The organism is Deinococcus marmoris DSM 12784 (genome assembly GCF_000701405.1).
Classification (GTDB): Bacteria; Deinococcota; Deinococci; order Deinococcales; family Deinococcaceae; genus Deinococcus; species Deinococcus marmoris.
This window is the reverse complement of sequence record NZ_JNIV01000010.1, coordinates 14,488-27,619: the sequence shown is the minus strand read 5'-3', so window position 1 is coordinate 27,619 and position 13,132 is coordinate 14,488. Positions and strand designations below refer to the sequence as shown.

Genomic DNA, 13,132 nt, shown 5'->3' with positions numbered 1-13,132 from the left:
TCTCAGACCCCGAAGAACTCGTAATTGCGGGGGATGAAGCTCTCCTCTCCGGCGGGCACGTCCTCTTCGGGGAAGATGGCGCTGACCGGGCAGGCGGGGACACACGCGCCGCAGTCGATGCACTCGTCGGGGTGGATCAGGTACATCTCCCCGGCGTCGTAGATACACTCCACCGGGCAGACCTCGGTGCAAGCCTGATCCTTGGTGCCAATACACGGACTGGTGATGATATGGGTCATGTCCAGAGTGTGGCAGACGGCGCTGGGCACGGCCATGACCCAGGTCAAGGGGCGTTTAAGATCGGCGGCGTCAGGGCGGGAACGTTTCCCATTCCGGTCTCGTATCATGGAACGTATGCAGACCTATCCTATGCCCCAATCGGGGGCCCGAACGGCAGAAATTGTCCGCACGTTCATGGCCCGCACGTACTCGTGGATGGCCGCTGGGCTGGCCCTGACTGCCGGAATCGCCTTTCTCACCGCCCAGAACGAAGCCTTCGCCTATCAGATCATGCAGATTCGGATGCCCCTGCTGCTGGTCCAGCTCGCTCTGGTCTTCGGCCTGAGCATGTTCGCCAATCGCCTGAGCAGCACGGTGGCCGGAATGCTGTTCATCGCCTACGCCGCCCTGACCGGCCTGACTTTCAGCGCCCTGCTGTTCGCCTACAGCCCCACCGCCGTCATCAGCGCCTTTGCCACCACTGCCGGAACCTTCGGGGCCATGAGCGTGGTGGGCTACGTGATCAAGAAGGACCTGAGCGCGATGGGCCGCTTTTTCATGTTCGCCCTGATCGGCCTGATCATCGCCATGATCGTGAACATCTTCGTCGCCAGCAGCGCCCTGAGCTTTGGCATCAGCGTCATCGGCGTGCTGCTGTTCGCGGGCCTGACCGCCTACGACACGCAGATGCTGCGGAACATGGCCCTCAGCGGGATTGAAGGCGAGCAGGCCGAGCGCGCCGCCATCAACGGAGCGCTGCGCCTGTACCTGGACTTCATCAACATGTTCCTGTTCATCCTGCGCCTGTTCGGAGGCAGCCGCAACTAAACCCGGCCCCACCAGCAGTAAGAGAAGAACCGCCCCGGCATTGACTGGGGCGGTTCTGTTTGGAGTCCGGTGAGTCTCCAGCTTTTCTCAGCCGCCCCCGTACATCTGAATCAATCCCGGCAGGTCACGCTGCAACTCGCCGCTGATCACTTCCGAGTTGCTGTAGGCGCGTACAAACTGGCCCTGTGGGTCCACCACGCTGACCTGATCGCCGTGGATGCGGGCGGCCTCGGTGGCTGCGGCCCCAGCAGCCTCGGCGTTCCCCGCGCCCTTGGCGTCAGGAGTCTCCATGTGGGCGCTGTGGTCCATGACCATCACGGGCTGCGGTTTGACGTTCGCCACGAACATGTCTCTGGCGGCCTCGTCAATGACCTCTGCCTGACCCGTCAGCCCGGTGAAGGCCGGGTCAAAACGGTCCAAGTAGGCGCGGACCACCTTCGGCGTGTCAAAAGTGGGGTCCACGGTGATGAACTGAATCTGGAGCTTTTGCTGCTGCTCCGGCTTCAGCAGTTCGTAGCTGTTCTTCAGGCTCGCCAGTGTTGCGGGGCAGACGTCCGGGCAGCGCACGAAGCCGTAGAAGACCAGCCGCATTCGCCCGTCGCCGTGATCCAGCGTGGTGGCCTGCCCCCGGTCATTCACCAGCTTCAGTGCAGGCAACGTCACCGGGTTGTCCAGTGCCGTTCCCGCCGTCACGCCCGGATTGGCCTGCCGCACGAACAGCAGCCCGCCCAGAATCAGTGCCACTCCCAACAAGATGCCCGTCAGCCATTTCATGCGCCCAGGCTAGGGCGTTTGCTGTGGGCGGGTGTCCCCACGATAAAAAGGGAGGCGGGAACGCATCTCTGCCGTTCCCGCCTCCCGTTTCTTGCTGCTCTTTAACCTGTCTACCAGGCGTAGAAGATTGCCACGATCAGCAGCCACACCACGTCCACGAGGTGCCAGTACATGCTGGCCGGGGTGATGGAACCGTGGTTGTACTTGTCCATCTTGCCGGTCATGGCCTGGTAGTACGGCAGCGCCACACCGATACCGCCGATGATGATATGCAGACCGTGCAGGCCGACGATGATGAAGAAGCACGCCTGCCACAGGTTCTGTTTCCAGTCGCTTTCCGCACCGAACAGCGAGAATTCGTAGACCTGGAACAGCATGAAGACCGCGCCCAGCATCAACGTGATGAACAGGCCCAGGCGGAAGCGCGTGAGCTTGCCGTGGTGGTTGTCCTGCTCGGCGCGGTGCAGCACGAACGAGGACGACACCAGAATCAGCGTGTTCAGCGCGGCCAGCCAGACGTTGGGCCGCAGCGCGGGCGGATCGGCCAGACCGCTGATTCGCAGGTACACGTACCCGGCGATCAGCACGCCGAACAGCCCGATTTCGGAGATGATGAACCACGCCATGCCCATGAAGCCGTTGTCGTACTTGGTCAGGTGGTGGTGGGCGACGGGCACAGCGTACTCGCGCGTTCCGGCCCATTTGAACAGGCTGTACAGGAACACCGGGAAGCTGACATACAGCACCAGACTGGCAAAAACGTGGCTTGCAGAGGCTTCAAAGAAGGGCTGTAGCCCGCCCGCTGCCGTGTAGTTGGTAAACCAGCCGAAGCTCAGGCCGTAGCCCATCAGCAGCAGACCCACGGCGGTCATGAAGGGCCAGATGCTGTCCTGCGGCAGGTGGATGGTCTTGGGGTCCACCGGGGTCAGGGTGTCGCCGTTCTTCTCCCAGTCGTATAGCGGGCGCTCGGTGGGGAAGGTGGTGGGGAACTCGTGCGCGAAGTTGTAGGCGGCAGGGGGGCTGGAGGAAGTCCATTCCAGCGTGTAGCCGCCCCAGGGGTTGTTGGATGCAGTGATGGGTTTCTTGAAAGTGACGTAGATGTTCCAGAACCACACTGCGCCCCCGGCCAGCAGGATCAGCGCGCCCACCGTGGAGATGAAGTTCAGCTCGCTCCAGGCGAAGTTGCCAGCAGGGTAGGTGTAGTAGCGGCGGGGCATACCCAGCAGACCCAGGATGTACTGCGGCAGGAAGGTCATCCACGATCCCACCATGAACAGCCAGAAGTGCCACATGCCCAGCTTCTCGTCCATGAAGCGCCCGGTCATCTTGGGCCACCAGTAGTACAGGCCCGCCATCGCCAGGAACGCGGTGCCGAACATCATCACGTTGTGGAAGTGCGCCACCACGAAGTACGACATGGTCACCTGGTAATCAAAGGGAATCATGCCCAGTGCCACGCCGGTGATGCCGCCGATCAGGAAGTTGAAGATGAAGCCCACCAGCCAGTACGTGGGGGTTTTCATGATGATGCGCCCGCCGTACAGCGTGCCGATCAGGTTGAAGATCTTGACCCCGGTGGGGACGGCCACGATCAGGGTGGCGATCATGAAGGCGATCTGCCACGATTCGGGCAGGCCCACGGCGAACATGTGGTGCGCCCACACCAGCAGGCTGACCAGCACGATGCCCAGCAGCGAGTAGACCATCACGCGGTAGCCGAACAGCGGCTTGCGCGCCATCGTGGAGGCCACCTCCGCGCCGATGCCCAGGTAGGGCAGCAGCATCACGTACACGGCGGGGTGGGAGTAGAACCAGAAGAACTGCTGGAACATCACCGGAACGCCGCCGATGCCGGGGTTGAACATGCTCAGGCCCAGCTTGAGTTCCAGATACGTGACCAGCGCCGCCGCCGTCAGGCCGCCCAGCGAGATGAGCTGGAGGATCGAGGTGGCAAAGATGCTCCACACGAAGATGGGCATCTTCCACAGGCTCATGCCGGGGGCGCGCATGTTGACGATGGTGGCCGCGAAGTTGGCACTGCCCAGCAGCGAGGCGATGCCGTTGAGGGTCAGGGCCACCATCAGCACGGCCACGCCGGTCTGGTTGGCGTCCACGCTCAGCGGGTAATAGAAGGTCCAGCCGACGCCGGGTGCGCCGCCGTTGGCGAGGCCCGTGATGACCAGAATCAGGGAGAAGATGAACAGCCACACCGCAAAGGTGTTGATGCGCGGCAGCGCCACGTCGCGCACGCCGAGTTGCAGCGGCAGAAACCAGTTCCCGAAGCCGAACAGGCCAATCGGAATCAGGAAGAAGAAGATCATCAGCGCGGCGTGCAGGGTCAGTACCTGGTTGTAGGTGTTGCCGATCAGGAAGGTGTTGTCAGGCACCGCCAGTTGAATGCGGATCGCCACGGCCAGAAAGCCCGCGATGGCGAACCCGATCAGGCTGGTCAGGATGTACAGCGTGCCGATCTTTTTGTGATCGGTGGTCATCATGTAGTCCTTGATGACCTCCCAGGCGCTGGGCCGGGCAGAGGGAGCATGACTGGGAATCTGCTGTGGGGCCTGGATGGTCACTGGTTGCCTCCCGGTGTGGGACTAGAGGTCTTGGCGATCTTTGCGGGAGCATTCTGAGCCGCGTCCGGTGAACCGTAGACGGGCGTGTCGTTCCAGTAGTTGGCCTCTTCGGGCAGTTTCAGGCTGCGGATGTACGCGGCCACGTCGTCGAGTTCCTCGTCGGTCAGCACGCCGCCCTTGACCTTCTTGCCGCCTGCCAGATACTCGCTGCCGTCGTAGGTGGGCATCAGGCTGCCGGGCTTGACCTGGGGGCTGTGCTTGAGCCACTCGTGCAAGATCTCTTTGGCCCGTGGGGTTTCCCACTGGTTTTCCGCTTCCATGAATTCCCACATGCCCGCGCCCAGTGTGCGGCGGGTGCCGAAGAAACTCAGGTCCGGGCCAGCCGCTCCGGCTGCGGGCGTGCCCTGCACGCGGTGGCAGGCGGCGCAGGCCAGCGCGCCAGTGGCCGGCTTGCCCTGCATGAAGATGGCGTAGCCACGCGCCTCGGCGCTGTCTGCGGCGGGTTCGGGGGCGCGGTACGCCTTGGCGGCGGCCAGGAAGGTGTTGTAGCGCTCCTGATCCAGCGCCACCACCTTGTAACGCATGTTGGCGTGGCTGCCGCCGCACAGTTGCGAGCAGTTGCCCTGGTACACGCCGGCGCGGTCCGTATCCACGTTCCAGGTCTTGAGGGTGGCGGGCATGGCCGCGCGCTGTCCCCCGACGTTGGGTGCCCAGAAGCCGTGGATCACGTCGCCGCTGGTGATGGTCAGCGCCACGTCCTGCCTGGTGGGCATGATCATTTCGTTGCCGTTGGCCACCGTGCCGCCCGCGTCCGCCTTGGTCTCGGGGTACGAGAAGTTCCACCAGAACTGACGGCCCAGCACGTCGATCTTGGTGGAGGTGTCGGCGACGGGATTGAGGATCGCCATGCTGCGCACGGTCAGGATCGCCAGGAACATCACGATGATCACCGGCACCACCACCAGAATGATTTCCAGGCGGTTGTTGCCGTGGAACTGCGCCGGCTCTGCGGTGTTCTTTTCCTCGCGGAACTTGTTGACGGTGAAGAACAGCGCGTAGGACACGCCCACGAAAATAATGATCGACAGGGCAATGGCAAAGATGCTCATGAAGGCGACTTCGCGGTTGTAGCCCGACGCCATATCCCCAAACGTGATGAGCTGCTCTGAACCACAGCCGCTCAGGAGCGTGACGCCCAGACCTGCGGCGAGGGCGGTCCTCAGCGTGCGCCGCAGCTTCTGGTGTGGGGTCCGCCCGTGTGGCGGGGGCGTCCCCTGAGACTGGCCGCTGTGACGGTGTTTGGTATTCAACTTCCGCTCCTTATCCTGTGCCCTGAAGTCCTGTGTTCCGGCTCTGGCGCTATGAGTCTTGCCGCTGTGCGTTTTGCGGCCCATGTTCGTCTGTCTGTGAATCCCCGGCAGTTTAACGCCTCACGCGGCAGATTGGGCCAGTTCTGCCGCGCTCCCGTCCAGTAAAAAGAGGCGGGACTTACCGAACGGTCAAGCGTTGGCCCCATCTAAGCAGAAATGGGGGCGGGCAAGTGTCCTTTGCCGCGCCCGGTACTTCCTGTGCGTGCCCATCTGGCTATTCGTGCTTTAGCCCAGATGCGCGAACACGATGCGGTCCACCGCGCCCATCACGAACAGGATGGCCAGATACAGCATCGAGTACAGGTACAGCGGCACGGCCACCTTGCGCTCGATCTTGTTGCCCGCGAACACGTGCTTATACAGCCGCCAGGAGAGAATCAGCAGCCACACGCCCAGCGCCGCTGCACTGAGACCGTAGATCACGCCGACCTCATGCAAAAGGATCGGCATCAGCGACAGGACCACGGTGTAGATGGCGTACAGGCCGATCTGTGCCACGGTCAGTTTGTCGCCGTGGACCACCGGCAGCATGGGAATGCCGACCTCGCGGTACTCGTCTTTGATCATCAGCGCCAGCGCCCAGAAATGCACCGGGGTCCAGAAGAAGATGATGGCGAACAGAAACCACGCGAACAGGTTCAGGTCGCCCGTGACGGCGGCCCAGCCCACCAGCGGCGGGAAACATCCGGCAGCCCCGCCCAGCACGATGTTGTGCCAGGTGTGCCGCTTGAGCAGCATGGTGTAGAGGACCACGTAGGTCACGAAGCCCGCCAGACTCATCCACGCGGCCAGCGGCGATCCCCAGACCCACAGCATGACGAACGACAGCACCTGCAACGTGGTCCCGAAAATGGCCGCGTCGCGCGAGCTGATCAGGCCGCTGGTGGTGGGGCGCTTGGCCGTGCGGGCCATCTTGAGATCGATGTCGCGGTCAAGGATCATGTTGAACACGCCCGCCGACCCGGCGGACATGAACCCGGCCACACTGACCACGACCAGCAGCCACAGCCCCGGCCAGCCGCGCGCCGCCATGAACATGGCCGTCACGGTGGTCCACAGCAGCAGCGAAATGACTTTGGGCTTGGTCAGCGACAGGTAATCGCGCCATGTAGCCCGCGCCACGCCTCCCCGGAGTCCGGTGGTGGTCATGCGGCCACCCCCGTCGGGGCCGGGCGCGAGGCCCGCAGCGCGGTCAGGGCGCGGTAACTCAGCATCACGGCCACCAGCCACAGCGTGCAGGCCAGCAGCAGGTGCGTCAGTTGCATCCATGCCGGGGCCTTGAGCGCCACCGTGGCGAAGCCTGCCACCATCTGAAGGGCCAGCACGCCCCACAGAAACAGGCTCCAGCGGCCCACTTCCGGCGAGGGCCGCTCCCGGCGCAGGAACAGGCCCAGCCACACCAGAAACGCTGCCGTGAGGACCGCCAGCATGGGGTGGACGATCCGCAGGTTCTCGATCAGGCCCGCCGTGCCGGAAAAGTCGCGCCGCACGGTGTCCAGCGGCGTGCCGTCTGCGGGCAGGAACAGCAGATCGCCCAGCGCCGTGACCGCTCCGGCCATGCCCAGCACCAGAATCAGCCCCAGGCCCGTCAGGCTCCACAGCCCGGCCAGCCCCTGCCCACGCAGCCGCAGGCGCGGCCCACCGGAAGCCCACAGCGCGGTCAGCAGCAGTGCCCCCAGCAGCAGGAAGGTGTTGCCAAGGTGAATCCCCTGCACCAGTCCGCGCGCCGGATCGGTACTCTGGGCGGTCAGACCCAGCAGCACCTGCACGCCGCCCACCAGTCCTTCCAGAATGATCAGGCCCAGACTCAGGACCGCGCCGAAGCGGGCCGGGTGGCCGGGGCGGGTGACCGAGTAGGCCAGCACCACCAGCGCAATCGCCAGCAGGCCACTCGCGCTGCTGGTCACGCGGTGGCTGAATTCAATGATGGTGTGCAGCGTCGGGTCTTGCGGCACCACCACGCCGTTGCACAGCGGCCAGTGGTCCCCGCACCCGGCCCCGGCCCCGGTCAGCCGCACCACCGCGCCCCACAGGATCACCAGGACGTTATAGGCCAGCGCCCCCCACGCCAGCCGGGGCAACCAGACGCCCGGCACTGTGCGCGGGGCAGTTAGCGTTCTGCTCAACTTCTCACCTCTTCCCTTGATCGTCCGGTTCTTTACCGCTTACAGCAGCGGCCACAAACCGGACGGCGAATAATACGGGCATTCTACCCGCCTCTACCGGCGGCGGATTGTCCCCCGGTGGGGAATGGCAGGCGAGAACACCGGACGGGTCCGCTCCCGGAATCTTCTCAGTTCAGCCTTCCCGCTCGGGGAACCGGGATCTCTGCGACTTCCGGGCCATAACGCCCACCCCCCCCGCCCTACACTCCGTGGCGATATGGCACCAATCATCAACCAGTGGGCGGTCATCATGATCGTGTTAAGCGGGATCGCCCTGTGCGCGGGCGTGTACTTCATTCGCAGGGGCGAGCGCGTGTGGCACATGCGGGCCATGCTCACGGCCAGCGCCCTGGCAGCGGTGTTTCTGGTGCTTTACCTGACCCGCCTGGGCCTGGGCTACGAGAAGGTCTTCACCGGGCCGCAGGAATGGCGCACCGCGTATTTCGTCTTTCTGATCAGCCACATCATCCTGGCCGCCGCCAACCTGCCGCTGGCCCTGATGGCGCTGTACAACGCCTGGAACGGTCTGAAGCGGGCCGGGAACCTGAACAACATCGACGCCCCCGCCGCCCTGCCCTTTTTTAACCGCCACCGCGCCTGGGTGCGCTGGACCGTGCCGGTGTGGCTGTACGTGGCCGTGACTGGCTGGATCATCTATCTGGTGCTGGGAAGGTGGGGAGAGGTGGTCAAGGGCTAGCGTTCACAGACTGAACAGCCCGCACTGGACGGCCTGCACTGACAGCAAAAAGCGCCGCGCTCTCCCGGAGAAACCAGGGAAGGCACGGCGCTTTCAGGTGCGAATGCTTCAGGCTTTGGGCGGGAAGGCCAGATGGCCCTCGAAGTGCCAGCCGCTAAACTTGTAGGGCTTCTTCTCGATCAAAGTTCCGCGCATGATGCCGTGCTGGGTGTTGACCTGCACGTCGCAGCGGCCCTCGCCCTGGCACTTTTTCTGTAACGCCTCGATGTCGCTCTCCAGCGTCCCAGCGGGCAGCGTCTTGCCCTCGGCGTAGATCGCCAGTTTCTTGTTCGGCTGCACCACATATTTCCCTTCCAGAATCAGCATCCCTCAAGAATACAGGGTGAGAGGGGAAAAGAATGTTCCGGGACAGGCGAAGAATGGGTGGATTTGCCTCATGGGTTTCTGGGGTGGCTCCCACGGTTAACCCCTCCGGCGCTACGCGCCACCTCCCCTTAGAAGCTGGGTGATGCAGAGATCTCTCTCATAAAAGTGATAAGACCGATAAACACGGCGTTTTTAGCTCCTCCCTCCTTGCGGGGGAGGCTGGGAGGGGGGAACCGCAGACGCCGTCCCAGCGCAGCCAGAGAAAAATGACAACTTGCGAAAATCAGCGTAAAGCCAAACATGAGAGACTTGTCTGCATCACCAAGCCCCTTAGAAGGGAGGCAAGGAGATGGCGTGTGGCACGGTCTTCTGCGCTCCTTGGCTCCCTTTAAGGGGAGCTGGCTGCGAAGCAGACTGAGGGGTTAAACCGCAGACGGCATCCTTTGAACATCGCCCACAAAACCCTCCCGCCGTGTCACCCCCGAAGGCACGCCCACCCACCCCTACACTGCGCGCGTGAGCTTCACGCCTTCGCCCACCACTTCCAGTCAGGACGTGCTGCGCCTGCCCGAATTCCGCGCCATGCTGCTGGCCACCGTGACCAGTACGCTGGCCAGCCGCGCCGTGGCCCTGACGGTGGCCTACCAGCTTTACCAGATCACCAAAAATCCGCTGACGCTGGGCATCCTGGGACTGGTGGAGGCCATTCCGGCCCTGAGTCTGGCGCTGTTCGGCGGTGTGGTGGCGGACCGCAACGACCGCCGCCGCATCCTGCTGCTGACCATCTCGGCAGAGGTCGTCTGTGCGCTGCTGTTCACGCTGTACGCGCCGCACGCCACCCTGAACGGCATCTGGCCGGTCCTGGCGCTGATCTTCATGCTCGGCATCGCGCGCGGCTTTGCCGATCCGGCGCTGCCCGCTTTTCAGGCGCAGGTGGTGCCGCGTGAGCTGCTGCTGCGGGCCTCGGCTTGGCGCTCCAGCGCGGGGCAGGCGGCGGCGATCATGGGTCCGGCGCTGGGCGGGGTGCTGTACGCGTCTGCGGGAGCGGCGGCGGCCTACGGCGTGGCCTGCGCGCTGCTGCTGGTGTCGCTGGCGTGCGTGGCCTACGTGAAACCCAAGCCCAGGCCCCGCTTTACTCCCGGCGAACCCCTCTGGCAAAGTGTCAAGGAGGGGCTGGCCTTCGTGGTGCAGCGGCAGGTGCTGGTGGGCAGCATGGCGCTGGACCTGTTCAGCGTGCTGTTCGGCGGCGCAGTGGCCCTGCTGCCGATCTTCGCCTCGGACATCCTGCGGGTGGGGCCGCTGGGACTGAGCGTGCTGGTGGCCGCCCCGAGCGTGGGGGCGCTGGGGGTGATGCTTTACGCCACGCGCCGCCCCCCTGGCAAGGGCGCGGGCCGCACGCTGCTGATCGCGGTGGCGGGTTTTGGCGTCAGCATCATGGTCTTCGGGCTGTCGCAGAACTTCTATCTCAGCGTGGCTGCGCTGGTCGCCACCGGCCTCTTCGACGGCATCAGTATGGTGATCCGCAGCGCCACCTTGCAGCTCAAAGCGCCGGACCATATGCGCGGGCGCGTGAATTCGGTCAGCGGCATGTTCATCGGCGCGAGCAACGAGCTGGGGGCCTTCGAGAGCGGTGTGGCGGCCAGCCTGCTGGGAACGGCCCGCAGCGTGTGGATGGGCGGCATCGTCACGCTGATCGTGGTGGGCATGACGGCGTATCTGGCCCCCGAACTGCGCGCCATGAATCTGGAGGACATCGAGGAAGATCTGCCCGCACATCCCACGGAGACCAGTGCCACCGTCATCAAACCCTCCTCAGATGCCGCGCCGCGCCTGTAGCTGGGATCAACCCGCCTTTCCGCCCTCCGGCATAGGAATGACTGCCAGCGTGCAGCGCGAGATGCAGACCATCTTGCCGCGCTCGTCGGTAATCTCGATGTTCCAGACTTCGGTGGTGCGCCCCTGAAAGATGGGCGTTCCGGTGGCTGTGACCGTCCCAGACACTGCGCTCCGCAGGTGGTTGGCGTTGATCTCCAGGCCCACGGCCATCATCCCGCGTTCCCGGACACTCAGGTATGCCCCCGTACTGGCGACACTCTCGGCCAGTACCACGCTCGCGCCACCGTGCAGGATGCCGAAGGGCTGATGCACGCGCGGTTCCACCGGCATCTGCGCCACCACTTTTGAACCGCTGGCCTCCGTAAACGTGATGCCCAGATGTTCCACCAGCCCGCGCTGACCGCCGAGCTGTTCGAGGATGAAATCGGAGGGGGTCTGTTGAGACGTGGTCTGTGGATCGGTCATGTTTATTTCTCCTGAGCCTGTTCGGCATGAGAGCTGCGGGTGGGCCGCATCACCAGACAGGTGGTGGTGGCGGTGGCGTAGACCTTGCCCGCGTCGTCGACGATCTGCGCGCTGGCGGTGGCCACCTGCTTTGAAACGCTGATCACCTCGGCCACCGCGCGGACCTCGCCCATGCCCAGGCGCAGCGGGCGCAGGTATTTCACCGCCAGATCCAGGGTGGTGTAGCCCACCCCGGCGGGCAACATGGTGTGAATAGCGCAGCCCAGTGCCGAGTCCAGCAGCGTGGCGTACACGCCGCCGTGGACGCTGCCAATCGGGTTGTAATGGAATTCCTCGGGGCGCATTCGGAAGGTCACCTTGCCCTCCTGCACATCTTCTTCATTCCCAATACTGAAGCCCAGCGTCTGCCCGATGGGGGGCGGCGGGTACTCGCCCCGCACCATGCCGCGCAGGTACTCCAGCCCGCTCAGGCCGGGAACGGCCCCCACGCCGATCAGCGGGTCCTGCCAGGAATAGGTACGGGTGCGCGGCGGTGGACTGGGGTCTGTGGCCCGGGTTTCAGTCTGAGGCGCATCGATTGCTGTGGTGCTGGACATGCCCGGCATCATAGCCAGCCGCAGGCAGGACCGTTTCATGTTCGGGAGCATGTTGGCTCCACTTTTATGTATGAAGGACAAAGTGCATAGGCGGTGACCGCCCCAGCCCTTATACTGCCCAGGTTATGCGGACGGTGACGGTAGGAACGCGCGGCAGCACGCTGGCGCTGGCACAGACCAACTGGGTGGTGGCCCGGCTCAAAGAGGAGTGGCCTGAAACGGATTTCCGGATTCAGACCATCACGACCAAGGGGGACCGCAACCGCGCCAGCCTGATTTCGATGGCGCAGCAGGGCGACAAGGGCTTCTGGATCAAGGAGATCGAGGATGCCCTGCTGGCCAAGCGGATCGACATCGCGGTGCATTCTCTCAAGGACCTGCCCACCAGTCAGCCCGGGGAACTGGAAGTGGCCTCCATTCCCAAGCGGGTGGACGCCCGTGACGTGCTGATCGGCAAGGAGGGCATGAAGCGCCTGGCCGATCTGCCCCACGGCGCACGCGTCGGCACCAGCAGCGTGCGGCGCAAGGCGTTCCTGATGGCCTTCCGCCCGGACCTCCAGATCATCGGCCTGCGCGGCAACATCGACACCCGGCTGGCCGCGCTGGCCGGGGATGAATATGACGCCATCATCCTGGCCGCTGCCGGACTGATCCGCACCGAGATGCGCCACCGCATCGACGAATTTATCGAGCAGGACGTCATGCTTCCTGCCCCCGGTCAGGGCGCGCTGGCCCTGGAAACCCGCGCCGACGACGATCTGACGGTGGAAGTCGCCTACGCCATTCACGATCACACCACCGATGACCGCATTACCGCCGAGCGCGAGTTTCTGGCCGGGCTGGGCGCGGGTTGCATGGCCCCGGTGGGGGCGCACGCCACCGTCAAAGGCGGCATCCTGACCCTGGAAGGCTGGGTGGCCGCGCTGGACGGCTCGCAGGTCTTGCGGGCCACCACCAGCGGTGACGTGGCCGAATGTGCCGAGTTGGGGGCGGAACTGGCTGCCGATACGCTGGGGCAGGGCGCACAGGCGCTGGTGGACGCGGCGCACGCGCAGATTGCGTAGAGATTTCTGGTCGCTGCTGGATTGAGGTTTTATTCGGGCAGCCCCGCCCCCCAGCCCCCTCCCCCAGAGGGGCAGGGGGAGCCAGCGTTGCACTGGGCAGGAGGATTGGGCGTTCTGGGCGAAGATGGGCGGCGGTATCCGGGTCTGATGCCATGCTCCGTTACGCTGCGTGTGGC

The 13,132-nt window shown here is 64.4% G+C and carries 13 protein-coding genes; 4 read left to right on the top strand and 9 right to left on the bottom strand.

The annotated features are described in order from the left end of the window. Positions 1-2: 2 nt before the first annotated feature. A complete protein-coding gene (locus tag Q319_RS0103630; protein ID WP_029480607.1) occupies positions 3-239 on the bottom strand; it encodes a ferredoxin family protein in 237 nt (78 codons plus the stop codon). Between the two features lie 115 nt (positions 240-354). Between Q319_RS0103630 and Q319_RS0103625 the strand changes: the two genes are divergently transcribed. After that, positions 355-1,047, top strand: coding sequence for a Bax inhibitor-1/YccA family protein (locus Q319_RS0103625; RefSeq protein ID WP_029480605.1), 693 nt, complete (start codon positions 355-357; stop codon positions 1,045-1,047). Between the two features lie 87 nt (positions 1,048-1,134). On the opposite strand, the gene Q319_RS0103620 is transcribed toward Q319_RS0103625, so the two are convergent. The 5 genes from Q319_RS0103620 to Q319_RS0103600 form a co-directional block, all read right to left on the bottom strand. Beyond that, positions 1,135-1,821, bottom strand: coding sequence for an SCO family protein (locus Q319_RS0103620; protein ID WP_029480603.1), 687 nt, complete (start codon positions 1,819-1,821; stop codon positions 1,135-1,137). A gap of 110 nt (positions 1,822-1,931) precedes the next feature. Continuing rightward, entirely contained in the window at positions 1,932-4,397 is a 2,466-nt protein-coding gene (locus tag Q319_RS0103615) for a cbb3-type cytochrome c oxidase subunit I (RefSeq protein WP_029480601.1), read from the bottom strand. After that, entirely contained in the window at positions 4,394-5,707 is a 1,314-nt protein-coding gene (gene coxB, locus Q319_RS0103610) for a cytochrome c oxidase subunit II (RefSeq protein ID WP_245618943.1), read from the bottom strand. Before coxB ends, Q319_RS0103615 begins: the two co-directional genes overlap by 4 nt. A gap of 285 nt (positions 5,708-5,992) precedes the next feature. After that, a complete protein-coding gene (locus Q319_RS0103605; protein ID WP_029480597.1) occupies positions 5,993-6,916 on the bottom strand; it encodes a heme o synthase in 924 nt (307 codons plus the stop codon). Then, positions 6,913-7,893: a COX15/CtaA family protein gene (locus Q319_RS0103600; RefSeq protein WP_029480596.1), complete on the bottom strand. Its 981-nt coding sequence runs from the start codon at positions 7,891-7,893 to the stop codon at positions 6,913-6,915. The genes Q319_RS0103605 and Q319_RS0103600 overlap by 4 nt, the downstream gene beginning before the upstream one ends. Before the next feature lie 256 nt (positions 7,894-8,149). On the opposite strand from Q319_RS0103600, the gene Q319_RS0103595 reads away from it, so the two are divergent. Beyond that, positions 8,150-8,629, top strand: coding sequence for a DUF420 domain-containing protein (locus tag Q319_RS0103595; protein ID WP_029480595.1), 480 nt, complete (start codon positions 8,150-8,152; stop codon positions 8,627-8,629). 108 nt (positions 8,630-8,737) lie between these two features. Here Q319_RS0103595 and Q319_RS0103590 read toward each other — a convergent pair whose 3' ends face one another. Continuing rightward, positions 8,738-8,995: a hypothetical protein gene (locus Q319_RS0103590; protein ID WP_029480593.1), complete on the bottom strand. Its 258-nt coding sequence runs from the start codon at positions 8,993-8,995 to the stop codon at positions 8,738-8,740. A 516-nt stretch (positions 8,996-9,511) separates the two neighbouring features. Here Q319_RS0103590 and Q319_RS0103585 point away from each other — a divergent pair. Next, positions 9,512-10,831, top strand: coding sequence for an MFS transporter (locus Q319_RS0103585; protein WP_081845871.1), 1,320 nt, complete (start codon positions 9,512-9,514; stop codon positions 10,829-10,831). 6 nt (positions 10,832-10,837) lie between these two features. Here the strand turns inward: Q319_RS0103585 and Q319_RS0103580 are convergent, their stop codons facing one another. Together Q319_RS0103580 and Q319_RS0103575 are read right to left on the bottom strand one after the other, a co-directional pair. Continuing rightward, positions 10,838-11,296 (bottom strand): hotdog fold thioesterase, encoded by a 459-nt coding sequence (locus tag Q319_RS0103580; RefSeq protein WP_081845870.1) that lies wholly within the window; start codon positions 11,294-11,296, stop codon positions 10,838-10,840. Positions 11,297-11,298: 2 nt separating this feature from the next. Continuing rightward, positions 11,299-11,931 carry a PaaI family thioesterase gene (locus Q319_RS0103575; protein ID WP_245618941.1) on the bottom strand — a complete coding sequence of 211 codons (633 nt, stop codon included), beginning with the start codon at positions 11,929-11,931 and terminating at the stop codon, positions 11,299-11,301. 86 nt (positions 11,932-12,017) lie between these two features. On the opposite strand from Q319_RS0103575, the gene hemC reads away from it, so the two are divergent. Then, positions 12,018-12,956, top strand: a complete 939-nt coding sequence (hemC, locus tag Q319_RS0103570; protein ID WP_029480589.1) for a hydroxymethylbilane synthase — start codon at positions 12,018-12,020, stop codon at positions 12,954-12,956. The last annotated feature ends 176 nt before the right edge of the window (positions 12,957-13,132 follow it).